20 protein-coding genes and 1 pseudogene are annotated in these 22,196 nt (G+C 65.4%); 14 read left to right on the forward strand and 7 right to left on the reverse strand.

Going from position 1 to position 22,196, the window contains the following annotated elements; translation table 11 throughout:
• The first annotated feature begins 116 nt into the window (after positions 1-116).
• Entirely contained in the window at positions 117-1,400 is a 1,284-nt protein-coding gene (locus tag AC24YW_RS07370; RefSeq protein WP_487482102.1) for a glycerate kinase type-2 family protein, read from the forward strand.
• Positions 1,401-1,518: 118 nt separating this feature from the next.
• Here AC24YW_RS07370 and AC24YW_RS07375 read toward each other — a convergent pair whose 3' ends face one another.
• On the reverse strand, positions 1,519-2,040 hold the full coding sequence (locus tag AC24YW_RS07375) for a MarR family winged helix-turn-helix transcriptional regulator (RefSeq protein WP_487482103.1): 522 nt from the start codon (positions 2,038-2,040) through the stop codon (positions 1,519-1,521).
• 173 nt (positions 2,041-2,213) lie between these two features.
• Here AC24YW_RS07375 and AC24YW_RS07380 point away from each other — a divergent pair, with 173 nt between their 5' ends.
• From AC24YW_RS07380 to AC24YW_RS07390, 3 genes are read left to right on the forward strand one after another with little or no spacing between them, the layout of a single operon-like run.
• Positions 2,214-3,254, forward strand: a complete 1,041-nt coding sequence (locus AC24YW_RS07380) for a branched-chain amino acid ABC transporter permease (RefSeq protein ID WP_487482104.1) — start codon at positions 2,214-2,216, stop codon at positions 3,252-3,254.
• A 5-nt stretch (positions 3,255-3,259) separates the two neighbouring features.
• Positions 3,260-5,029: a branched-chain amino acid ABC transporter ATP-binding protein/permease gene (locus tag AC24YW_RS07385; RefSeq protein ID WP_487482105.1), complete on the forward strand. Its 1,770-nt coding sequence runs from the start codon at positions 3,260-3,262 to the stop codon at positions 5,027-5,029.
• Complete coding sequence (locus AC24YW_RS07390; RefSeq protein ID WP_487482106.1) at positions 5,026-5,757, forward strand: ABC transporter ATP-binding protein; 732 nt, start codon at positions 5,026-5,028, stop codon at positions 5,755-5,757. Before AC24YW_RS07385 ends, AC24YW_RS07390 begins: the two co-directional genes overlap by 4 nt.
• A gap of 202 nt (positions 5,758-5,959) precedes the next feature.
• On the opposite strand, the gene AC24YW_RS07395 is transcribed toward AC24YW_RS07390, so the two are convergent.
• Positions 5,960-6,586 (reverse strand): pyridoxamine 5'-phosphate oxidase family protein, encoded by a 627-nt coding sequence (locus AC24YW_RS07395; protein ID WP_487482107.1) that lies wholly within the window; start codon positions 6,584-6,586, stop codon positions 5,960-5,962.
• Between the two features lie 121 nt (positions 6,587-6,707).
• On the opposite strand from AC24YW_RS07395, the gene AC24YW_RS07400 reads away from it, so the two are divergent.
• Complete coding sequence (locus AC24YW_RS07400) at positions 6,708-7,592, forward strand: LysR family transcriptional regulator (protein WP_487482585.1); 885 nt, start codon at positions 6,708-6,710, stop codon at positions 7,590-7,592.
• Positions 7,593-7,777: 185 nt separating this feature from the next.
• Here the strand turns inward: AC24YW_RS07400 and AC24YW_RS07405 are convergent, their stop codons facing one another.
• Positions 7,778-8,197 carry a PaaI family thioesterase gene (locus AC24YW_RS07405; protein ID WP_035997915.1) on the reverse strand — a complete coding sequence of 140 codons (420 nt, stop codon included), beginning with the start codon at positions 8,195-8,197 and terminating at the stop codon, positions 7,778-7,780.
• Positions 8,198-8,614: 417 nt separating this feature from the next.
• Between AC24YW_RS07405 and AC24YW_RS07410 the strand changes: the two genes are divergently transcribed.
• The 4 genes from AC24YW_RS07410 to AC24YW_RS07425 all read left to right on the forward strand — a co-directional run bounded on the left by AC24YW_RS07410 (position 8,615) and on the right by AC24YW_RS07425 (position 12,348).
• Positions 8,615-9,631, forward strand: coding sequence for a TRAP transporter substrate-binding protein (locus AC24YW_RS07410; protein WP_487482108.1), 1,017 nt, complete (start codon positions 8,615-8,617; stop codon positions 9,629-9,631).
• Between the two features lie 220 nt (positions 9,632-9,851).
• On the forward strand, positions 9,852-10,361 hold the full coding sequence (locus AC24YW_RS07415; protein ID WP_035997911.1) for a TRAP transporter small permease: 510 nt from the start codon (positions 9,852-9,854) through the stop codon (positions 10,359-10,361).
• A gap of 2 nt (positions 10,362-10,363) precedes the next feature.
• Positions 10,364-11,683, forward strand: coding sequence for a TRAP transporter large permease (locus AC24YW_RS07420; protein ID WP_487482109.1), 1,320 nt, complete (start codon positions 10,364-10,366; stop codon positions 11,681-11,683).
• A gap of 203 nt (positions 11,684-11,886) precedes the next feature.
• Positions 11,887-12,348 carry a DUF3237 domain-containing protein gene (locus AC24YW_RS07425; RefSeq protein WP_487482110.1) on the forward strand — a complete coding sequence of 154 codons (462 nt, stop codon included), beginning with the start codon at positions 11,887-11,889 and terminating at the stop codon, positions 12,346-12,348.
• Positions 12,349-12,419: 71 nt separating this feature from the next.
• On the opposite strand, the gene AC24YW_RS07430 is transcribed toward AC24YW_RS07425, so the two are convergent.
• From AC24YW_RS07430 to AC24YW_RS07440, 3 genes are all read right to left on the reverse strand, one after another.
• Positions 12,420-12,626, reverse strand: a complete 207-nt coding sequence (locus tag AC24YW_RS07430; RefSeq protein ID WP_487482111.1) for a hypothetical protein — start codon at positions 12,624-12,626, stop codon at positions 12,420-12,422.
• 120 nt (positions 12,627-12,746) lie between these two features.
• A complete protein-coding gene (locus AC24YW_RS07435; protein WP_487482112.1) occupies positions 12,747-13,022 on the reverse strand; it encodes a YiaA/YiaB family inner membrane protein in 276 nt (91 codons plus the stop codon).
• A gap of 52 nt (positions 13,023-13,074) precedes the next feature.
• Positions 13,075-13,770: a PspA/IM30 family protein gene (locus AC24YW_RS07440; protein ID WP_487482113.1), complete on the reverse strand. Its 696-nt coding sequence runs from the start codon at positions 13,768-13,770 to the stop codon at positions 13,075-13,077.
• 101 nt (positions 13,771-13,871) lie between these two features.
• Between AC24YW_RS07440 and AC24YW_RS07445 the strand changes: the two genes are divergently transcribed.
• The 4 genes and pseudogenes from AC24YW_RS07445 to AC24YW_RS07460 all read left to right on the forward strand — a co-directional run bounded on the left by AC24YW_RS07445 (position 13,872) and on the right by AC24YW_RS07460 (position 19,165).
• Positions 13,872-14,495: a TetR/AcrR family transcriptional regulator gene (locus tag AC24YW_RS07445; RefSeq protein WP_487482114.1), complete on the forward strand. Its 624-nt coding sequence runs from the start codon at positions 13,872-13,874 to the stop codon at positions 14,493-14,495.
• A gap of 72 nt (positions 14,496-14,567) precedes the next feature.
• Positions 14,568-16,023: pseudogene (hydA, locus tag AC24YW_RS07450) on the forward strand (dihydropyrimidinase).
• Positions 16,024-16,145: 122 nt separating this feature from the next.
• A complete protein-coding gene (locus AC24YW_RS07455; protein WP_487482115.1) occupies positions 16,146-17,423 on the forward strand; it encodes a DUF892 family protein in 1,278 nt (425 codons plus the stop codon).
• A gap of 89 nt (positions 17,424-17,512) precedes the next feature.
• Positions 17,513-19,165: an ABC transporter substrate-binding protein gene (locus tag AC24YW_RS07460; protein ID WP_487482116.1), complete on the forward strand. Its 1,653-nt coding sequence runs from the start codon at positions 17,513-17,515 to the stop codon at positions 19,163-19,165.
• On the opposite strand, the gene AC24YW_RS07465 is transcribed toward AC24YW_RS07460, so the two are convergent.
• Entirely contained in the window at positions 19,162-20,505 is a 1,344-nt protein-coding gene (locus tag AC24YW_RS07465; RefSeq protein WP_487482586.1) for a glycoside hydrolase family 3 N-terminal domain-containing protein, read from the reverse strand. The two genes, AC24YW_RS07460 and AC24YW_RS07465, sit on opposite strands and share 4 nt — an antisense overlap.
• A gap of 187 nt (positions 20,506-20,692) precedes the next feature.
• On the opposite strand from AC24YW_RS07465, the gene AC24YW_RS07470 reads away from it, so the two are divergent.
• A complete protein-coding gene (locus AC24YW_RS07470; protein WP_487482117.1) occupies positions 20,693-22,195 on the forward strand; it encodes a DUF4153 domain-containing protein in 1,503 nt (500 codons plus the stop codon).
• The last annotated feature ends 1 nt before the right edge of the window (position 22,196 follow it).

Genomic DNA, 22,196 nt, shown 5'->3' on the forward strand with positions numbered 1-22,196 from the left:
TCACGCGATTGCACAATCGAATGACGGCGAGGGCGCTTACGCTTTGGCACACGATGCGCTAGGCAGATGGCGGCGACTTCCTCGCCGCCAGTCCAGTCTGCGCAAGGCCATTGTCCATGACCGACCGACGTCCCCTGCTCCGCGCGCTCTACGACGCCGCCGTCGCCGCCGCCCATCCCAATGTGGTGCTGGCCCCTCACCTGCGGCCTGCGCCCGGGGGACGCGTGATCTGCCTCGCGGCCGGCAAGGGCGCCGGCGCGATGGCCGCGGCCGCGGAGCGGCATTATCTCGACGCGCTGGGATTGGCGCCGGAGCGGCTCGTCGGCATCGCCACCACGCGCCACGGCTACGGCGTGCCGACGCGCCGCATTCGCGTGGTCGAGGCCGGTCATCCCGTGCCTGACGAAGCCGGCCTGAAGGGCGCGGCCGACACGCTCGCACTCGCGGGCGAGGCCGGGCCGGACGATCTCCTGCTGGTGCTGCTCACCGGCGGCGGCTCGGCCAACTGGATCGCGCCCGTGGACGGCATCAGCTTCGCGCAGAAGCAGGCGGTCAACAAGGCGCTGCTGCGCTCGGGCGCACCGATCGGCGAGATGAACGTCGTGCGCAAGCACCTGTCGCGGATCAAGGGCGGCCGCCTGGCGCGCGCCGGCAGCAACGCCGCGGAGATCGTGACGCTCGCGATCTCGGACGTGCCGCATGACGATCCTTCCGCGATCGCCTCCGGTCCCACCGTGCCCGATCCGACCACGCTGGCCGATGCGCGCGCGATCGTGGCGAAATACAGGCTCGACGTCGACGATGCGGTGCGGCGCGCGCTCCACGATCCCGGCAACGAGAGCTGCAAGCCGGATGACGCCGCCTTTGCGCGCGCATCGTTCGAGCTGATCGCGAGGCCCAAGCAGTCGCTCGACGCCGCGGTCGAGCTCGCGCGCGAGGCCGGTTACGAGACCATCGATCTCGGCGCCGATCTCGAAGGCGAGGCGCGCCAAGTCGCCGCCGATCACGCCAGGCTGGCGTTTGAGGCACGTAAGCAGGGCAAGCGCGTGGCGATCCTCTCCGGCGGCGAGCTCACGGTCACCGTGCGCGGCAACGGGCGCGGCGGGCCGAACCAGGAATACGCACTGGCGCTGGCCGCGCTCTTGAAGGACACTTCCGGCATCGCCGCGCTGGCCGGCGACACCGACGGCGCCGATGGCGGCGCCGGCCACCCGACCGATCCCGCCGGCGCGCTGATCGATGCCGCGACGTTCGCGAAGATGAAGGCGGTGGGGCTCGAGCCGCAGGCCTATCTCGACAACAACGACGCCACCACGTTCTTCGAGGCGACCGGCGACCTGCTGCAGCCCGGCCCGACGCTGACCAACGTGAACGACATCAGGGTGATTTTGGTGGATTGAAGCCAGATATCTCCGTCATGGCCGGGCTTGTCCCGGCCATCCACGACTTCTTCAGCTGCGCTAAGAACGTGGATGCCCGGGACAAGCCCGGGCATGACGGCGGATAGAGAGCGGCCCGTCAAAACTCGTTGGCGATCTTCGCGAGCATGCCGATCAGGGCTTCGCGGTTGGCCGGGCCGAGCAGATCATTCAGCCGGGCCTCGTGCTTGGTGGCGACGAGCTTCTTGGCCCGCGCCAGCACGGCCTTGCCCTTGTCGGTCAAGACCAGGATGTGCGAGCGGCGGTCGTTGGTGGAGCGGATCCGCGCGCAGAGGTCGCGGCTCTCCAGATTGTCGAGCATGGCCACGAAGTTCGGCCTGAGGATGCCGAGCGTGGAGGCGATCTCGGTCTGGTTACGGCCGGGGTTCTTCTCGACCAGCAGCAGCACCGAGAACTGCGCCGGCGTCAGCTGGAGCGAGGCCACGCAGCGCAGAAAATTCTCGAACACCTTGAGCTGTGCACGTTTCAGGACATAGCCCAGCTGCTCGGAAAGCTCGCCGAGCTGGAGGGCCTCCGCCTGCGGCTCGCCCACGTCCTTGCGGCCCTTGGCCGCGTCGGCCGGCTTGTCGGAGGACTTTTCAGCGGCTTTGGAAACGGTCATCGCCTCGTGCTCGTAATCCCGCTAAATTCCGGGACGGGTCGTTCCCGCCCTTGAAGTTATATTTGATAATTGTTATGGACCATACCAAATATCGCCTGCGTTTTTCAATGGCTGTGAGCGGACCGTCCACCGCAATCGAGGGGACCGGTTCGGATTAGGGGGAGCGTCCGGTCTTGAATACCACCATCATGCTGTTCCTGGTGCAGGACGGCATCACCAATGGCGCGATCTATGCGCTGCTCGGCCTGGCGCTGGTGCTGGTGTTCGCCGTCACCCGCGTCATCCTCATTCCCCAGGGCGAGTTCGTCACCTATGGCGCGCTGACCTATGCCTCGCTGGCCGCCGGCCAGATGCCGGGCACGGCAAAGCTGGCGCTGGCGCTCGGCATCGGCGCCTTCGCCTTCGACCTGTACGTGGCGCGCAAGGCGCTGCACGGCAGGCTGGTCGTCCGCAGCTTCATCGCCAACGTCGTGCTGCCCGCGATCGTGCTGGCGCTGACCCTGTCCCTCGCCGCGCAGAAGCCGCCGGTCGCGGTCTGCATCGCGCTGTCGCTGGTGATCGTGGCGATGATCGGCCTCTATCTCTACCGCATCGCCTTCCAGCCGCTGGCGCACACCCCCGTGCTGGTGCTGCTGATCGCTTCCGTCGGCGTCCACCTCGCGCTGCAGGGCCTCGGCCTGTTGTTCTTCGGCGCCGAAGGCCAGCGCGGGCCTGCCGTGCTGTCCGGCGCCTTCACCGCCGGCGCCCTGCGCTTCACCGGCCAGAGCATCACCGTCTATGCCATCACCATCGCCTTCATCGTCGCGCTCTGGCTGTTCTTCGGCCTGACGCTCTACGGCAAGGCGCTCCGCGCGACCGCGGTCAACCGGCTGGGGGCCCGGCTCGCCGGCATCCGCACCACGCTGTCCGGCCAGATCGCCTTCCTGCTCGCCTCCGTGATCGGCGCGCTCTCCGGCATCCTGATCGTGCCGATCACGACGCTGTATTACGACTCCGGCTTCCTGATCGGGCTGAAGGGCTTCGTCGCCGCGATCATCGGCGGCCTCGTCAGCTATCCCCTCACCGCCGTCGCGGCGCTGGTGGTCGGCATCGTCGAGGCGTTCTCGTCCTTCTATGCCTCCAATTACAAGGAGGTGATCGTCTTCATGCTGCTGATCCCCGTGCTGCTGCTGCGCTCGCTCGCCGCGCCCGCGGTCGAGGAAGAGAAGGACTGAGCCCGATGCAGAGCCGGCTTCCCATCCTCGTCTTTGCGCTCGTCATGGCGGCGATCCCGTTCATCCCGGGCGTGCCCCCGTTCTGGATCGTGCTGCTCGACAATATCGGCCTTGCCGCGCTGGTCGCGATGGGCCTTGTGCTGCTGACCGGCGTCGGCGGCCTCACCTCGTTCGGCCAGGCGGCCTTCGTCGGCTTCGGCGCCTACACCACCGCCGTGCTGACGACGGCCTATGGCTTCTCGCCCTGGCTGACGCTGCCGCTGTCGCTCCTGGTCAGCGGCTCGCTCGCGGTGCTGCTCGGACTGATCACCGTGCGCCTCTCCGGCCATTACCTGCCGCTCGGCACGCTGGCCTGGGGGCTTGGGCTGTTCTACCTGTTCAGCAAGCTGGAATTTCTCGGACGCAACGACGGCATCTCGGCGATCCCGCCGCTGTCGATCGGCACGTTCAAGATGCTCTCGCCAGGCTCGATCTATTACGCGATCTGGGTCGCCGTGATCCTCTCGGCCCTGCTGACGATGAACCTCCTGGACTCCCGCACCGGCCGCGCCATCCGCGCGCTCAGGCGCGGGCATGTCGCCGCCGAGGCGTTCGGCGTCCACACGCCGCGGGCAAAACTCCTGGTGTTCATCCATGCCGCGGTGCTTGCAGGCCTCTCCGGGTGGCTCTACGCCCATCTGCAGCGCGCGGTGAACCCGACGCCGTTCGGCGCACATATGGGCATCGAATATCTCTTCATCGCGGTGGTCGGCGGCGCCGGCTATGTCTGGGGCGGCGTGCTGGGCGCGGCGATCGTCGTGATCCTGAAAGAGGTGCTGCAAAGCTATCTGCCGCTGATCCTGCCCGGCTCCGGCCAGGTCGAGACCATCGTGTTCGGCATCATGCTGGTGGCGCTGCTGCAGCTTGCGCCCGGCGGCCTCTGGCCCTGGCTGATGTCGTTCTTCCCCGAGCGCGCCGACGGCAGGAAGCCGGACACCTCGCTGAAGCTGGAGCATCGCACCCGCGCGCCCACTGAAGCCGGTGTCCTGCTCCAGGTCGAGAAGGCGCGAAAGCAATTCGGCGGCGTGGTCGCCGTGAACAACGTCTCGTTCGACGTCCAGGCCCGCGAGATCGTCGCGCTGATCGGCCCGAACGGCGCCGGCAAGAGCACGACCTTCAACCTGATCACCGGCGTGCTGTCCGCAACCGCCGGCTCGATCTCCGTGCTCGGCAAAAAGGTCGACAACGCGCCGCCACAGGAGATCGTCAAGCTCGGCATCAGCAGAACCTTCCAGCACGTCAAGCTCGTCCCCGACATGACCGTGCTGGAGAACGTCGCGATCGGCGCACATTTGCGCGGCCATTCCGGCCCAATCTCCTCGATGCTGCGGCTCGACCGCGCCGACGAGGCCAAGCTGCTCGCCGAGGCCGCCCGCCAGATCGAGCGCGTCGGCCTCACCGAGCAGATGCACCAGCTGGCAGGCTCGCTCTCGCTCGGCCAGCAGCGCATCGTCGAGATCGCCCGCGCGCTCTGCGTCGATCCGATGCTGCTGCTGCTCGACGAGCCCGCCGCCGGCCTGCGCCACATGGAAAAGCAGCGGCTCGCTGCGCTGCTCCGCGAGCTGCGCGACGGCGGCATGTCCGTCCTTTTGGTCGAGCACGACATGGGCTTCGTGATGAACCTTGCCGACCGCATCGTGGTGCTCGATTTCGGCACCAAGATCGCGGAGGGCACGCCGGCGACGATCAAGACCAATCCCGAAGTGATCAAGGCCTATCTCGGAGTGGCGGCATGAGCACGCTGTTGTCCGTCACCGACGCGCATGTCGCCTATGGCAAGGTCGAGGCGGTGCGTTCGGTCTCGCTCGAGGTCGGCGCCAACGAGATCGTGACCATCGTCGGCGCCAACGGCGCCGGCAAGACCACGCTGCTCTCGGCCATCATGGGCATCCTGCCGCTGAAGGGCCGCGTCGCCTTTGCCGGGCAGGATCTCGCCCGGCTCGACATCGAGGACCGTGTCGCGATGGGCCTTGGTCTCGTCCCAGAGCATCGCGAATTGTTCGTGACCATGAACGTCGAGGACAATCTCGAACTGGGCGCGTTCCGCATCGAGCGGAGCCGGGCGAAGTCGTCGATGGAGCGGGTCTATGCACTGTTTCCGCGGCTGAAGGAGCGGCGCAAGCAGCTCGCCGGCACGCTCTCCGGCGGCGAGCAGCAGATGCTCGCGATGGGCCGCGCGCTGATGGGCGAGCCGAAGCTGTTGATGCTGGACGAGCCGAGCCTCGGCCTTGCCCCGATCATCGTCGCCGACATCTTCCGCATCGTCACCGAGCTCCGCGCCGCCGGCGTCTCCGTGCTGCTGGTCGAGCAGAACGCGCAGGCTGCGCTCAAGATTGCGGACCAGGCCTATGTGATGGAGCTCGGCGAGTTCGTGCTCAGCGGCAAGGCCAGCGACATCGCCGCCAACGAGCGGGTCGCGGCAAGCTATCTCGGCTTCCAGCACGAAGGCGCCAGCGTGATTTAGTGGTATCGCGCTGTAGCGCCGCCGCGAGATCCCCTTCCCTTCGCCCTTGTGGGAGAAGGTGGCGAAGCGCCGGATGAGGGGTTCTCTCTCCTCGCAGGACCGTTCGTGAGGATAGAGACCCCTCACCCGGCTTCGATGCTTCGCATCGAATCCACCCTCTCCCACAAGGGGCGAGGGTGCACCTAGCGTGCCGCTCGCGTCCTTACTTTGGGGGCGCCGCCTCCCCCTTCAGCGCCGCAACTTCCGCCTCCAGCTCCGCGATCCTCGCGTCCCGCGCGGCGAGCGCGGCCGCGACATCGGGCGCATCGAATTTCTGCGGGATATGCTGCGGGCAGTTGGTGTCCCAGGCTGCGATCTTGAACAGGATCACCTGCTCGGGCCGGGCGCGGTAGCCTTTCGGCATCAATGACGTGGTCAAAGCTTCGTCGTCCTCGACCACGCGCGCCTCGCCCCAGATCTTCACACGGCGGCGATGGGCGTAGTCCATCACGAAGATGTAGGCCTTGGGATTCTCCGAGAGGTTTCCTTGCGTGATGAACTGCTGGTTGCCGGCGTAGTCGGCGAAGGCGAGCGTCTGCTTGTCCAGCACCTTGAGAAAGCCCTTCGGGCCGCCGCGGTGCTGGATGTAAGGCTGGCCATCGGCTGAAGCGGTGGCGAAGTAGAAGCTGTTGGCGTCGGCCAGGAACGCGGCGAGATTGTCGTCGACCTCGGTGCGCCAGCCACGCTGCTCGCTGCGCGCATAGGCCTCGCGCGAGCCCTTGCGCGCCTGGATCGTCTTCACCGCCGGCGAGAAGGCCACGTCGCTGGCATAGGTGTGAACTGCCGTCATCGGAACATCTCCTGAAATTCCGGCGCATTGCTGCGTCTTCCGCGCCTAATCTGGACCTTTCGGTGCCTAGAACAATTGAGCACCTTGACACTTCATCATTGCTAGATATGCAATAATGTCCATGGACCGCCTGGAAGCCATGCACATCTTCGTCACGGTCGCCGATCTCAGCGGCTTTGCGCCGGCCGCGCGCAAACTGCGGCTATCGCCGTCGGCGGTGACGCGGATGATCGCCGCGCTGGAGGAGCATCTCGGGGCGCGGCTGCTGCAGCGGACCACGCGGCAGGTGACGCTGACCGACGTCGGCTCGCGCTACCTGGAGCGCGCGCGGCGCATCCTCGCCGATGTCGAGGAGGCCGACGGCTCGGCGCGGGAGGAGCGCAACCGGCCGAGCGGGCGTCTCGTCGTGTCCGCGCCGGTCGGCTTCGGCCGCCTGCATGTCGGGCCGGTCATGACCGCCTATCTCAAGCGCTATCCCGAGGTCACGGCCGAGCTCAGGCTGTCCGATCATCTCGTCAACCTCGTCGAGGACGCCGTCGATGCCGCGGTGCGGATCGGCCATCTCGCCGATTCCTCGCTTGTCGCACGCCAGGTCGGCGAGATGCGGCGGATCGTGGTGGCCGCGCCCGGTTATCTCAAGCGCAACGGCGAGCCGAAGACGCCGGAAGCCCTCGCCACGCACCAGACCATCCAGTTCGGCCCCTGGTCCGAATGGCGTTTCCTGCGCGACGGCCGCGAGTTCGGGCTGCCGCTGTCGCCTCGCTTCATCAGCAATAGCGCCGACGCCGCCCTGCAATATGCCGAGGCCGGCGGCGGCGTGACGCGGGTGCTGGCCTATCAGGCCGCCGAGGGCCTGAAGCGCGGACGCCTGAAGATCGTGCTGGCGCCATACGAGCAGCCGGCACTGCCGATCCACATCGTCTACCCGACCTCACGTCTGCTCTCGGCCAAGGTGCGCGCGTTCGTCGATCTCGTGGTGGAGACGGCGGAGTGGAGGTTTGGGTGATGTCTCGTGTCCCGGACGCGCCGCGTCCGGAGCAGGAGAGCGAAGGGTGGCGCACCGCTATCTCCACGTCGTCATTGCGAGCGCAGCGAAGCAATCCAGAATCTTTCCGCGGTGGCAGTCTGGATTGCTTCGCTACGCTCGCAATGACGGAGCAAGGGGCGACATCGCAGCCCACTTCACGAGCCTCACCCCTTCTTCGGCACCACCCGGAACGTGCCGCTGGCCCGCGCGATCACGGCGTCGTCGGCCTTCACCAGGCACTGCGCGAAGCAGATCGTGTTCCCGGTCTTGATCGCCTCGCCCTCGACCGCGAGCCATTGGCCGATCTCGGCGGCGCCGACATAATCGACCGACAGCGAGATGGTGACGAACGACGTGGTCCAGCCCGTCGCCTGGGCGCAGCTGTAACCCATGGCGGCGTCGGCGAGCGCCGCGATCAGCCCGCCATGGATCAATCCGCGGGCGTTGGTGTGCGGCGTCGCCAGGCGCAGTCCGACGGTGACGCCCTTGTCGGTCTTCTTCGAATAGAGCGGCTCCCAGGGATCGGTCAGCGGCGCTTTGCGGAAATGCGGCTCGTAGCCGGCGGGGATGTCGGTGCGGGTCATGGCGGTCTCGCTTCATTGCCTTGGCTGCATTGGAAGCGAATGATGCGAGGAATGCATCACCTACAAAGCTTTAAACGGAATTTGTGCAGATGTTTGAAACGAGCTCCGCCGTCGCCGCAACGGCCCAGCCCGACGATTGCGACCTTTGTCCGCAATCCATGCTGCTTCCGATCCTGTTAGGCTTTGGTCGCAGACTGCTTGTGGCCAAGGCTCGCAGTCGATAATTATACCTCATAACGTTTGCGCAAAGGGAGAGCGGTGTCGCCCGAGCAGCGACAAATCCATGCAAGCTGGCTGACGTAGACGCGACACGCCGCGGCGCAGTTCCGGCTTGAACGCGCCGGCGAATTAGATAACATGTTAATTAACGAGACCGGGCCAACGAAGCCCGCGGTCGCAAAAGGGGAGAGACGCGTGATGAGGAAAGCCTGTCTGGCCTTGCTGCTGGCAGCAAGCGTGAGCCCTGCGCTCGCGCAGGACAAGACCTTCGATCTGAAGATCTCGCACTGGGTGCCGGCCTCGCATCCGCTGCAGAAGTCGCTGGAAGACTGGGCCGCCGCCGTCGAGAAGGATTCCGGCGGTACCATCAAGAGCAAGGTGTTTCCGGCCCAGCAGCTCGGCAAGGCGTTCGACCATTACGACATGGCGCGCGACGGCATCGCCGACGTCACCTATGTCAATCCCGGCTACCAGCCCGGCCGCTTCCCGATCATCGGCGCCGGGGAATTGCCGTTCCTGATCTCGGACGCCAAGGGCGGCTCGATGGGGTTGGACGCCTGGTACCGCAAATATGCCGAGAAGGAGATGAAGGACGTCAAATACTGCCTCGCCTTCGTCCACTCGCCCTCCTCGTTCCATTCCCGCACCAAGAAGATCGTCAACCCCGAGGACGTGAAGGGCATGAAGATCCGCCCGGCGCACGCCACCATGGCGAATTTCGTCACCTCCCTCGGCGGCACCAACGTGCAGTCCTCGGCGCCGGAAGTGCGCGACATCATCGAGCGTGGCGTCGCCGACGGCGTCACCTTCCCCTGGGGCTCGCTGGTGCTGTTCGGCATCGACAAGGTGACGAAGTACGACATGGAGGCGCCGCTCTACACCACGACCTTCGTGTTCGTGATCAACAAGGACAAGTACAATGCGATGTCCGACAAGCAGAAGGCCGCGATCGACAAGAACTGCACGGTCGAGGCGGCCGGTGCGGTCGGCGAGCATTGGGGCAAGTTCGAGGACGCCGGCATCGCCAAGGTGAAGGCGGAGTCCAGCCATGAGGTCTACAAGCTGACGCCCGAGCAGATCGCGGCCTGGAAGAAGGCCGCCGAGCCGCTGGTCAAGACCTGGGGCGACGGCGCCAAGAAGGCCGGTGCCGATCCCGATGCGGCGCTCGCGGATCTCAAGGCCTCGCTGAAGAAGTACAACGCGCTGGCGGAGTGACGCGGTGGCGAGCTTTCTCTCGCCCTCTCCCCGTCCTTGCGGGGAGAGGGTCGGGGTGAGGGCTGCTTCCGCAAAGATGGTGGACAGACGGACTCGCGGAGAGTCCCCCTCACCCGCATCGCATCTTCGATGCGCTGTGGCCTCTCCCCGCACGGGGGGAGAGGCGAGACGCGCGGCGACATCTGGCTTAAACAATCACCTCACCCGGTAGGACCACCCCATGAAGCGCTCCTGGATGGATCGCGTGATCGACTCGATCGAATGGATCGCGGCCGGCTTCGTCGGCATCGTCGCGCTCGACATCTTCCTGTCGGTGCTGTTGCGCAACACGCTGAACTATTCGATCCCCGACAGCTTCGACATCGGCCGCATGCTGCTCGGCATCCTCATTTTCTGGGGCATCGCGGCGACCTCCTATCGCGGCACGCACATCACGGTCGACCTGGTCTGGGGCAATGTCGGGCCGCGCCATCAGCGCTGGATCGACGTGTTCGCGACCCTGGTACTGCTGTTCGTCGTCACCGTGCAAACCTGGACGCTGTTCGACAAGGTCCGGCTGACCTACAACGACAACGTCCAGACCTTCGACCTGCACATGCCGACATGGCCATTCTTCCTCGTCGCCTGGATCGGCGACGTCTGCGCCGTGCTGCTGATCGCGATCCGCACGTACCGGCTGATCTTCCACCCCGAAGACATGCATGAACCCAAGATCAAGGTGACGGAGTGACCATGAGTACCGACGCCGTCGCCGTCATCGGCTTTATCTCCCTGTTCGCCCTGATGCTGCTGCGCGTGCCGGTCGGCATGGCCATGGGCCTCGTCGGCGTGTGCGGCTTCAGCTATCTCGTCGGCTCGACACCGGCCCTGAAGATGGTCGGTCAGGTCACCATGCGGACCGTGACCGACTACACCTTCGGCGTCATACCGATGTTCCTGCTGATGGGCTCGTTCGTGTCCAATTCCGGCATGAGCCGCGAGCTATTCCGCGCCGCCAATGGTTTCGTCGGACATTTGCGCGGCGGACTCGGCATCGCCACGGTCGGCGCCTGCGGCGGCTTTGCCGCGATCTGCGGCTCCTCGGTCGCGACCGCCGCGACCTTCTCCGCCGTCGCCTATCCCGAGATGCGGCGCTTCGGCTACCCGCAGTCCTTCGCCACCGGCGTGATCGCGGCCGGCGGCACGCTGGGCGCGATGCTGCCGCCCTCCACCGTGCTCGCGGTCTACGGCATCATTACCGAGCAGGACATCGGCAAGCTGTTCATCGCCGGCATCATCCCGGGCCTGCTGGCGATGTCGATGTACATGATCACGATCTTCCTGATCGGCTATTTCCGCCCCGACTTCCTGCCCAAGGGCAAGGTGACGCCGTGGCGCGAGCGCTTTGCCGGATTGAAGGAGATCTGGGCACCGGTGCTGCTGTTCATCTTCGTCATCGGCGGCCTCTATGGCCTGCCCTTCCTGCCGCGCTTCACGCCGACCGAGGCCGGCGGCGTCGGGGCCACCGGCGCCTTCATCATCGGCGTGCTGACCGGCCGGCTCGACCGCGAGAAGGTGCTGGCCTCGCTGCTGCAGGCGACGCGCACCGCGGCCGCGGTTTTCACCGTGCTGATCGGCGCGCTGATCTTCGGCTATTTCCTCACGGTGACGCAGACGCCGCAGAAGGTGACGGAATTCCTCACCGGGCTCGGCCTCGGCCCCTACGGCGTGCTGGCCCTGATCATGGTGATGTATCTGGTGCTCGGCTGCCTGATGGACGCCATGGCGATGATCATCCTGACCGTGCCGATCATCTTCCCGGTGATCATGCATCTCGGCTTCGACCCGATCTGGTTCGGCATCATCATCGTGATGACCGTCGAGCTCGGCCTGATCCATCCGCCGGTCGGCATGAACGTCTTCGTCATCAAGAGCGTGGTGAAGGACGTCTCGTTCTCCACGATCTTCAGGGGCGTGATTCCGTTCGTTGTCACCGACCTGATCCGCCTCGTGATCCTGATCGCCTTCCCGCTGCTGGCGACCTGGCTGCCGACGCGGATGATGGCGCATTAGGCGTGGGTGACAACGCAGCAAGCTCTCTTCCCCTCTCCCCCCCTGTGGGAGAGGGTGGCTCGCCGCAAAGCGGCGAGACGGGTGAGGGGTCTCTCTCCGCGAGCACGCCCGTGGAGAGAGACCCCTCATCCGGCGCTTCGCGCCACCTTCTCCCACAAGGGGAGAAGGGAGGGCAGCGCCTCGTCGATACATTGGAGGCAGACATGACCACACCGACGCTGGAAACCAAATACGTCTTCACCATCACCGCGCGGATCGGCGACGTCGTCACCGCCGGAGAGACCGGGATCGGCGTCCGCCGCATCATTCCGATCATCGGCGGCGAGGTGACGGGCGCGGTCAGCGGAAAGGTGCTCCCGTTCGGTGCCGACTTCCAGACCATCCGGCCCAACGAGCTGATCGATCTCGAAGCGAAATACGCCTTCGTGACCGACGACGGTGCGACCGTCTACGTCGAGAACAAGGGTATGCGCTTCGGCCCGGTCGAGCTCTTGCAAAAGCTCAAGCGCGGCGAGCCGGTCGATCCGAAGCTGATCTATTTCCGCACCGTGCCGAGGTTCGAGACCGGGCACGAGAAGTACCGCTGGCTGATGGAGCACGTCTTCGTGGCATCAGCGGCGCGGCATGCGGATCGCGTCGTGATCGACGTGCATCAGGTGATGTGAGGGACAGGCCGTACGGCCCCTACCCGGATCGCACCGGATGATGCCGGGACGATTCGGGTAAGGCGAAAGCGCTACAGCGTCTCTTGCTGATGCCCGCAGTTCTTGCAGGCGAACTTGACGCGGGTCTGGCCTTTCTCCGCCTGCACCCGGTTCGGCGCTCCGCACTTGCCGCAGACGGCCTCGATCCGGGTCGTGCCCTGCTTGACCACGATGGTCTTCTTTGCCATCGATTCGCGGATCAGGCGCTCGGCCTCCTCGCGCAGGGATTGTTTCGACAAAGCTCGTCTCCGCCTCTGGAAAGCGCGAGAGCCATATCGCACCTGGACGCGGAGCACAATCCGGCCTCGCTGCCGCGGGGGCACTCGCTGCCCCCGACGGCGCGCTGCGACGTTCGCTCCTCACGCCGCCTTGGAGACCTCCATCAGCAGCCGCTCGGCCTTGGCATCCTCGATGCGGTTCACGAGGCGGCTGCTCTCGTGATTGTCGCGCACGGTCTTGGTCAGCGTGATGCAGGTCTGGATCAGCATGACGATGCCCATGGTGAGATAACCCTTCATCCAGAGGTCGATCGGCAGGAAGAAGATGCCGATGGCGACGAGGAAGGCGGAAGCTGCGAAGGACGCGTAAGTGAAGCTCACCCAGGCGCCGCTGTGGGGCTGGCCGTTCTGGTTCATGATGGTCTCCTGTTGGTTGGAATGATGACTGCGTTCAGGTTCCGGCTTGAGATCACGCCGCCGGCATGCGCCTGGACTTCAGGCGCGCCAGCACGTCGTCTGCGGTCGTCTTGAGCCGCGGGCCAAAGCCCTGCTCGGCGAGTCGTTCGGCGGTGGCGAGCGGACCGGTCGCCGCGTCGAGCTCGACCAGGGCATCGTCGGCCGCCTGAGCCTCCATCTGCCGCTCGCGCAGACGCCTCAAGGTCCCCTCCGCCTCCGGCAAGGTCGATTCATAGGGGCGCGCGGCCTCGATGCCGCTGCGGCGAAGCGAGCGCACCGCTTCCGAGGCGCGGGCGATGCGGCGGCCGCGATCGAGCTCGGTGATGCGGGCCTGGGCGTTGGCGACGTGGCGCTTCAGCCTGATCATCTCGGTCGCGAACAGCGCGCGCGCCGTCATGGCCGCATCGCAATCGGCCTCCAGCGCCGCAATGGCTTCGGCGGCCTCCTTGGCGAGGTCCTCGCGGCCGCCATCCAGCGCCGCAACGGCACGGGTCTCCAGATCGGCGATACGTGCATTCGTGGCCTCGAGCTTGCGGCCTTCCTGCTGGTCCTGCGCGATCGCCAGCGCCAGTGTGCGCTTGCTGCGCTCGACGGCTGCGGCTGCATCGCGCATCTGCTGGTCGAGGATCAGAAGGGCGGTGCGGTCTTCCAGTTCCTCGCCCGCAGCGGCGACGCTGCCGCGGAAGAGGGTCACGACGGTCTTGAACATTGGTTGCTCCCTGTCTATGAGCGTTGCTCACAAGTGGTTTGTAGCAGGAACCTTGAACATCGTTCAATATAATTGAGCGACGCTCAAGAACTTGGTTAAGAATGACTAAATCATTGGCACGGCGAGCGAAATTGCGTGCCGCCCTGATCGAGGCGGCCGAACAGATGATCGCCGAGCGGGGATTGGCGGGTCTGAAGACCCGCGATTTGGCCCGCGAGATCGGCTGCGCCAATGGCGCGGTCTATAATCTCGTGGCTGATGTCGACGAGCTGATCCTGCGGGTCGGCTCGCGCACGCTGCTCCGGCTCGACGAGGCGCTGACTCTCGCGAGGAGTGCGGGCGAGCCATCGCCACGGGAATCCCTGGTCCGCATCGCCCTCGCCTATTGCGATTTCGCCGCCGAAAACCTCCAGCTCTGGCGCGCGCTGTTCGAGCACCGCATGGCGGCCGACAAGCTGGTGCCGGATTGGTCGGTGCACGACCAGATGCAGCTGTTTCGTCATATCTACCAGCCGCTGGCCGCGCTGTTTCCTCACCGCGGCCCGGAGGAACTCGGCATCACCGCGCGCAGCCTGTTCTCGGCGGTGCACGGCATGGTGGCGCTCGGGCTGGAGCAGAAGCTGGTGGCCGTGCCGCTGCCGGCGCTACGCAAGGAGATCGCGGGCCTCGTGCGCGCGATGATCGACGGGATGATCGCGCGCGACGTGGAAAGAAGCGGCTGCTGACTAAAATTTCGCCTGTCGCATCGCCAATCACGCCCTTAGCGTTCGAGCCGTCCTTCACTCTCGGAGCACCTCATGCCCCTCCTGATCCGCGGCGGCACCGTCGTCAATCACGATCATTCGCGCCGCGCGGATGTGCTGATCGAGGGCGAGACCATCGTCGCCGATCGGCGCATCGCTCGATGCGCCGACAGGCAGCGAGATCATCGATGCAGGCGGCGCCTACGTCATCCCGGGCGGGATCGATCCGCACACCCATCTCGAAATGCCGTTCATGGGCACCGTCACCGCCGACGATTTCGAATCCGGAACCAAGGCGGCGCTGAGCGGCGGCACCACCATGGTGGTGGATTTCTGCCTGCCGGATCCCGGCCAGTCGATGCTGGCGGCCTATCAGGAGTGGCGGCACAAATCCGAGAAAGCGGCCAGCGACTACGGCTTCCACATGGCGGTGACGTCGTGGTCGAAGCAGATCCATGACGAGATGGAGATTGTGGTCAAGACCTACGGCATCAACACCTTCAAGCATTTCATGGCCTACAAGGGCGCGCTGATGGTGAACGACGACGAGCTCTACAACTCGTTCGCGCGCTGCGCCCATCTCGGCGCCATGCCCGTCGTCCATGCGGAAAACGGCGACGTCGTCGCCCTGATGCAGGACGCGCTGATCGCGCGCGGCGTCACCGGCCCGGAAGGCCACGCTTATTCACGGCCGCCCGAGGTCGAGGGCGAAGCCACCAACCGCGCCATCATGATCGCCGATATGACGGGCACGCCGGTCTACATCGTGCACACCAGCTGCCGCGAGGCGCATGAGGCCATCGCTCGCGCGCGGGCCAGCGGAAAGCGGGTCTATGGTGAGCCGCTGATCCAGCATCTGCTGCTGGATGAGCGTGAATATCAGAACAAGGACTGGGATCATGCCGCCCAGCGCGTGATGTCGCCTCCGTTCCGCGACAAACAGCATCAGGACAGCCTCTGGGCCGGGCTGCAAGCCGGCTCGCTCCAGGTGGTTGCGACCGACCATTGCGCCTTCACCACCGAGCAGAAGCGGTTCGGTCGCGGCGATTTCAGGAAGATCCCGAACGGCACCGGCGGCCTCGAAGATCGCCTGGCGCTGCTCTGGACCGCGGGCGTCGCCACGGGGCGGCTGACGAAAGAGGAATTCGTCGCAGTGACCTCGGCGAACATCGCCCGCATCCTCAACATCTATCCGCGCAAGGGGGCGGTCGCCGTCGGCTCGGATGCCGACATCGTGGTGTGGGATCCCAAGCAGAGCAAGACCATCAGTGCCAGGCGGCAGATGAGCCGGATCGATTACAACGTGTTCGAGGGTTTTGCCTGCACCGGCGGTGCGGCCGCGACGCTGTCGCGCGGCCGCATCGTCTGGACGGATGGCGATCTGCGCGCCGAGGCCGGCGATGGCCGATACGTCGAACGCCCCGCCTTCTCGCCGGTGCATGTGGCAAATTCGACCTGGAAGGAACTGACGGCTCCGCGCGCGGTCGCACGCGGTGCGGTGACGCCGTAAGCCCTCGCGCCCTCCCGGGCAGAGGTCCGGGCAACGACAGCCTCAATCTTGGATTGACTTAGGAACGAACGGCTGGAGGCCTCGTTGGTCGCGTAGTTTCTCTCCAGCACGCGAGTCCTCCCATGTATCATCACGTCAAGAAGCTGATGTTCACCGTGCGCGTCGACGAGCCCGATCCGCGCTTCGGCAATATGCTCCTCGAGCAGTTCGGCGGCGCCAACGGCGAACTTGCGGCCGCGATGCAATATTCGATTCAAGGGTTGAATTGCGAGGATCCCGACCGCAAGGACCTCTTGATGGATATCGGCACCGAAGAGCTCAGCCATCTCGAGGTCGTCGGCTGCCTCGCCCGGATGCATCTCGCGCCCTCGCGAAACGACCGCCAGGCGGCGGAGGCCGATCCGCTGATTGCGATCGCGGGCGGTGGCGGCGTCAATCTGTTCAACTCGCAAGGCAATCCCTGGACCGCCGATTATCTCAAGATCACGGGCGAGCTCGACGTCGATCTCCGCAGCAACATCGCCGCCGAAGCGCGTGCCAAGATCGTCTACGAGCGGCTGATCAATTTCTGCGACGACGCCGGCAGCAAGGACGCGCTGCAATTCCTGATGACGCGCGAGATCACGCATATGAAGGCGTTCGCTCGCGCGCTCGAGAGCCTGTCGAAGCCGGCCTTCAGCATCGGCCGGATTGCGCCGACGCCGGGCCTCGTCAACCAGTACTTCAACGATTCCACCGGCAGCGGCGACCACGGCGAGATCGACACCCGCGGCCCCTGGAACGAGGGCGAGGATTGGGTGTTCACGGAATCCCCTGCCATGCAGTCTTCCGATCCCGGCGCGGCTCCGTCGATCGTCGCCGAGAGCTCACCGCCTGTCGACGAGGCCGGCCTGACCGATCTGCTGCTCCATGAGCTGCGTGACATCCTCCATGCCGAGAAGCAGCTGACCAAGGCGCTTCCCAAGATGGCGCAGGCCGCGCGCTTCGACCAGTTGCGGGAGCTGTTCGAGCAGCATCTGGCCGAGACCGAAAATCAGGTCGAGCGCATCAACGAGTGTTTCGAGCTGCTCGGCGAGAACGCTCGCGCCAAGCCCTGCAAGGGCATGATGGGCCTGATCGAGGAAGGCCAGGAGGTCATGAAGGAAGCCGAAGAGAAGGAGGACGCCGCCGCCGACCTCGCGCTGATCTCTGCGGCCCAGCGCGTCGAGCATTACGAGATGTCCGGCTACACCACCGCGCGCAATCTCGCGCAGCAGCTGCGCCACAGCGCGATCGTCGCCCTGCTCTCCAAATCCCTTGCGGAAGAAGAGAATGCCGATCTCCTGCTGAACCAGGTCGCGCGATCGCTGATGTCGGTGGCGAAGATGCCCGCCGCGCTGGAGCAGGCCGAACAGACCTAAGCCGACGCGCAACGCCTATCAATCCAAGCCGCCTTGCGTTCGCGGGGCGGCTTGGCGCTTCCTGGCCGTGGCATACACCTTGCCTCTCGATGCCGGACAATTCCGGACAGGAGGCACCCTTGAGCGTTTCACCCCTCGACTTGGATCGCCGCAGCGTCGTGCTCGGCGGCCTCGGTGTCGCCGGTATGGCAGCCTTCGCTCCACGCCTCGCCTGGGCGCAGGGGCGCAGCGAGACGCTGCTGGTGGTGCAGGAGCTCGGGCCGAACTCGCTGGACATGCAGGGCGTCGGCTCCAACCAGACCGTGAACGGCTTGTCCTGGAACTGCTACGACCGCCTGCTCACCTACGCCGCCAAGACGCTGCCGGACGGCACCTTGTCGTATGACCGCGACAAGCTCGCGCCCGAGCTCGCCGAGAGCTGGGAGGTCGCCGCCGACGGCATGTCCTGCACCTTCAAGCTTCGCAAGGACGCCAAATTCCACGACGGCTCGCCCGTGACCGCCAGGGACGTCAAATGGTCGTTCGACCGCGCCGTGAAGGTCGGTGGCTTTCCGACCTTCCAGATGTCGGCGGGATCGTTGGAAAAGCCGGAGCAGTTCGTCGTGGTTGACGACCACACTTTCCGCATCGACTATGTCCGCAAGGACAAGATGCTGCTGTTCAACGTCGCCGTCGTCGTCCCCTTCATCATCAATTCCGAGCTCGCCAGGAAGAACGCGACCCCGGAAGACCCGTGGGCGCTGGCCTGGCTGAGGAACAACGAGGCCGGCGGCGGCGCCTACAAGATCGAGAGCTGGAAGCCGGGCAGCGAGACCGTGCTGGCGCGCTTCGACGACTGGAAGAGCGGGCCGCTGCCGAAGGTGAAGCGCGTGATCGCGCGCGACGTTCCCTCCGCCGGCACCCGCCGTGCCATGCTGGAGCGGGGCGATGCGGATATTTCCAGCGGCTTTGCACCGCGCGATTTCGAGCAGATCATCAAGGAGGGCAAGGTCAAGGTCTCGGGCGTGCCGATCCCGAACGCGTTGTGGTACGTCGCGCTGAACACCGCCAAGCCGCCGTTCGACAATGTCAAGCTGCGTCAGGCGATCGCCTGGGCCATGCCCTACGAGCAGATCCAGACCAGCGCCTTCTTCGGCCGCGCCGTTCCCATGTATGGCGGCGCCGCCGAGGTCTCAAAGCCGGTGTGGCCGCAGCCGTTTCCCTACGTCACCGATCTCGACAAGGCCAGGGCGCTGCTGAAGGAAGCGGGCTTCGAGTCCGGGCTGGAGACGACGCTGTCGCTCGACACCGGCACCGCCACCGTCGGCGAGCCGACCGCGATCCTGATCCAGGAGAGTCTCGCCAAGATCGGCATCAAGGCGTCAATTGAGAAAATTCCCGGCGCAAACTGGCGCACGACGCTGAACAAGAAGGAGCTGCCGCTCGCGCTCAACCGCTTCAGCGGCTGGCTTGATTATCCCGAATACTACTTCTACTGGAATTTTCACGGCAACAAATCGATCTTCAACATCTCCTCGTACAAGAACAGGGAGATGGACGCCATGATCGACAAGGCGCGCTTCACCACGGATGCCGCCGAATACGACAGGACGGTGAAGGATTTCATCGCGCTCTGTATGCGCGACGTTCCCGTGGTTCCGCTCAACCAGCCGATCCACGACGTTGCCATGCAAAAGGGCATCTCCGGCTACGAATTCTGGTTTCACCGCGAACCGGACTACCGCCAGTTTGCCAAGGGCTAGTTCTGGCGCGCGATGCTGATCGCGCTCGATGAGGCTCGCGCCTGTGCGGTCGGAAAGCCACGTTCTATCCGCACAGCGCTCGCCTGCAGCATCGCCGCGTCGAGCCTGCCCTGTCGCGATCCTTCCAGGGCGCAGGCAAAGACACGGTAGAACTGCGCGCCGTCATAGGCGACCAGCAGCAGATCGACGCCGGCATTGATCGCCTCGACCACGGCCTTGCAGACGTCGTTCTGGTAGATCGCGCCCATGATCAGGTCGTCGGTCATCACCACGCCCTGGTAGCCCCACGTCCCGCGAATGATCCCATCGACGACGCGCTTCGAATGCGAGGCGGCGCGATCGGGATCGACAGCCGTGAGCGTGACGTGGCCGACCATGACGGCGCTATGCGAACGCGACAGCACCTCGCGGAACGGGAGCCAATCGGTTGCCTCCAGCTCCTTCACCGGGGTGTCGAGATTGGCGTTGAAATGATGCGTGTCGGCGCGCACGCGGCCGATGCCGGGAAAATGCTTGAGCGTGGCGCCGACGCCCGTCTCTTCCAGCCCGCGCACATAGGCGCTCGCGATGGTGCTGACGACGGCGGGATCGGCCGCTATCGCGCGCTGGCCGATCAGCGTATGGAAATCGAGGCGGTTGCGCCGCGCCGGCGGCTTGAGGTCGAGCACCGGGGCAAGATTGAGGTTGACGCCGACGTGGGCGAGCTCGCGGCCGTGGATGCGGCCGAACTCCTCGGCCTTGGCCTGCTGCTCGTCGGGCGCGAGCCCCGTCAGCGTCGCCAGCGCCGGCACCTTCGTCAGCGGCGGTGCAAGATGCCCGACGATGCCGCCCTCCTGATCGGCGGCGACGATCAGTGGCGGCAGGCCGGCTGCGCGCCTGAGATCCTGCAGCGCCGCGATCTCGGCCCGCAACGCCTCGATGGTGCGGCCGCGGACATTGTGCCGGGTGACATAGACGCCGCCGATCAGGCCCTGCGCGGCGAGACGCGCAACCTCGGGAAAGGAGGAATAGCCGACCATGAAGTGCAGCCCGAGCTGCCGCGCCTCGACGGCGCTGGCGCCGAGAACGTCGTGCTTGCGCAGCTCGAACTTCAGATGCGCGGCGGACATCAAGACCGGCGGCAGGCACCAGAGCAGGACGAGCGCCTTGCCGGCGATGGTGCGCCAGTGACCTCTGCGCAGCAAAAGGGCGACGATTGCAATGCTTGCGACGACAAGGCCGATGTTTCCGGCGCCACGCAGCACGAGCAGGTAGGGATCGTTCTTGTTCACGGCCACAAATGCAACGAGCGGCGTGGCGAGCCAGAGGAGGACGAGACCGATGCGGTTGAGCAATTGCATGATGCACCACGTGCGATAGGCGACGATGTTTCGCACCTAGCAAAGCGAATCACGCTGCGCGAGAGGCAAAAGCGCGCCTGCACGAAAACTGCAGAAAACTCCTGAAGCCGTGCAGACGATGATCCTGCCGTCTGCACAAGTGCCGTTCAGAATTCGTGATGCCACCATTCACGGAGACTCTCTGGACATGACGAGCCTGACTTCGACGACGGATATCCAACCGATCAGGCCTTCGGCGCTGTCGGTCAAGCTCGCAATGACGCTGCTGCTGGCTGGGCTCGCCGACTGGCTGTTCTACGGCCAGCGCATCGGACTATCGCTGACGCTGTTTGCGATCGCGACCGCCTGCGTGTCGGTGCTGTTCAATCATGCGGCCCTGGACCTGCGCCGTGCGGTGATCGGCGGCGCGATTCTCACGCTCGGCTTTGTCCCGGCCATGGAGGAGGTCAACCTGCTATCGTTCCTGATCCTCGTCGCGTCGCTGACGATTGCCCTGTTGCTTGCGACCAATCCTGACACGACCGGGCTCACCGACCGCGCCCGCGCGCTGCGCAATTTCCTCCTGCTCGGTCCCTTCAGGCTCTTCGTCGACGCGCCCCAAATGTTCAACATGTCGGCGTTCACCCGCGGCATCGCGCTCTGGCTGATGCCAGCAGTGCTCGGCACCGTCTTCATCGCACTGTTCGCAGCGGCCAATCCGGTGATCGAGCAATGGGTGTCCCTGCTCAATCCCAAGGTCATGTTCGACTATGTCAAAATGTGGCGCGTCCTGTTCTGGACCTTGATGCTGGCTCTGGTCTGGCCGTTCATTCAAGTGAGCTGGCGGCGCAAGACGATCGTCACCGCCACCGTGGCCGAGGGCCCCGTGCCACCGCCGCTGCCGCCCATGGTCTCGGCGGAATTTCTCGGCCCTTCCACCATCTTGCGCTCGCTGATCCTGTTCAACCTGCTATTCGCGGCGCAATCGATCCTCGACGGCATCTATCTCTGGGGTCACGTGGCACTGCCCGACAATTTGACCTATGCGGCCTATGCCCATCGCGGCGCCTATCCACTGATCGCGACCGCCCTGCTCGCCGCTGCCTTCGTGCTGGTGGCAATGCGTCCGGGCGGGCCGGCGGAGAAATCAAAGGTGATCCGGCCGCTGGTCTATCTCTGGGTCGGGCAGAACGTGCTGCTGGTCGGCTCGTCCATCCGCCGGCTCGATCTCTATGTCGACGTCTATATGCTGACCTATTGGCGCATCGCGGCCTTCATCTGGATGGGGCTGGTGGCGCTCGGCCTGATCCTGATCGTCGCGCGCATCGTACTCGACAGGTCCAACCAATGGCTGATCGGCGCCAACCTCGCCGCCTTGACGATCGTGCTCTACGGCTGCTCGCTCGTGAACTTCGACGCCTTCATCGCCGACTACAATGTCGCCCATAGCCGGGAAGTGTCGGGGAAAGGCGTGCAGATCGACATCGATTATCTCATGACGCTCGGACCGCAGGCGGTGCCCGCCATCGACAAGGCGTTCGCGCTGCGGCCCGCCGCCAGGGAGGGCTGTCTTGTGCCACGCCGTGACCGCCTTGTAGAACAGCAGCGTCAGGATCTGGCCTGGCGAAGCTGGAGCTTTCGCGGCTGGCGGCTCCAGCGCAGGCTGGACGCCCAGGCAGGAGCTCAGGCCGGCAGCCAGCCGGCGAGCTGAC

The organism is Bradyrhizobium sp. USDA3516, assembly GCF_057651995.1.

Coding starts and splice junctions, on each gene's coding strand:
- AC24YW_RS07440 (WP_487482113.1), bottom strand. CDS start 13,770: ATGTTCAAGACCGTCGTGACCCTCTTCCGCGGCAGCGTCGCCGCTGCG.
- AC24YW_RS07435 (WP_487482112.1), bottom strand. CDS start 13,022: ATGAACCAGAACGGCCAGCCCCACAGCGGCGCCTGGGTGAGCTTCACT.
- AC24YW_RS07385 (WP_487482105.1), top strand. CDS start 3,260: ATGCAGAGCCGGCTTCCCATCCTCGTCTTTGCGCTCGTCATGGCGGCG.
- AC24YW_RS07470 (WP_487482117.1), top strand. CDS start 20,693: ATGACGAGCCTGACTTCGACGACGGATATCCAACCGATCAGGCCTTCG.
- AC24YW_RS07465 (WP_487482586.1), bottom strand. CDS start 20,505: ATGCAATTGCTCAACCGCATCGGTCTCGTCCTCCTCTGGCTCGCCACG.
- AC24YW_RS07460 (WP_487482116.1), top strand. CDS start 17,513: ATGCCGGACAATTCCGGACAGGAGGCACCCTTGAGCGTTTCACCCCTC.
- AC24YW_RS07370 (WP_487482102.1), top strand. CDS start 117: ATGACCGACCGACGTCCCCTGCTCCGCGCGCTCTACGACGCCGCCGTC.
- AC24YW_RS07395 (WP_487482107.1), bottom strand. CDS start 6,586: ATGACGGCAGTTCACACCTATGCCAGCGACGTGGCCTTCTCGCCGGCG.
- AC24YW_RS07445 (WP_487482114.1), top strand. CDS start 13,872: ATGACTAAATCATTGGCACGGCGAGCGAAATTGCGTGCCGCCCTGATC.
- AC24YW_RS07375 (WP_487482103.1), bottom strand. CDS start 2,040: ATGACCGTTTCCAAAGCCGCTGAAAAGTCCTCCGACAAGCCGGCCGAC.
- AC24YW_RS07390 (WP_487482106.1), top strand. CDS start 5,026: ATGAGCACGCTGTTGTCCGTCACCGACGCGCATGTCGCCTATGGCAAG.
- AC24YW_RS07420 (WP_487482109.1), top strand. CDS start 10,364: ATGAGTACCGACGCCGTCGCCGTCATCGGCTTTATCTCCCTGTTCGCC.
- AC24YW_RS07410 (WP_487482108.1), top strand. CDS start 8,615: ATGAGGAAAGCCTGTCTGGCCTTGCTGCTGGCAGCAAGCGTGAGCCCT.
- AC24YW_RS07405 (WP_035997915.1), bottom strand. CDS start 8,197: ATGACCCGCACCGACATCCCCGCCGGCTACGAGCCGCATTTCCGCAAA.
- AC24YW_RS07400 (WP_487482585.1), top strand. CDS start 6,708: ATGGACCGCCTGGAAGCCATGCACATCTTCGTCACGGTCGCCGATCTC.
- AC24YW_RS07425 (WP_487482110.1), top strand. CDS start 11,887: ATGACCACACCGACGCTGGAAACCAAATACGTCTTCACCATCACCGCG.
- AC24YW_RS07455 (WP_487482115.1), top strand. CDS start 16,146: ATGTATCATCACGTCAAGAAGCTGATGTTCACCGTGCGCGTCGACGAG.
- AC24YW_RS07415 (WP_035997911.1), top strand. CDS start 9,852: ATGAAGCGCTCCTGGATGGATCGCGTGATCGACTCGATCGAATGGATC.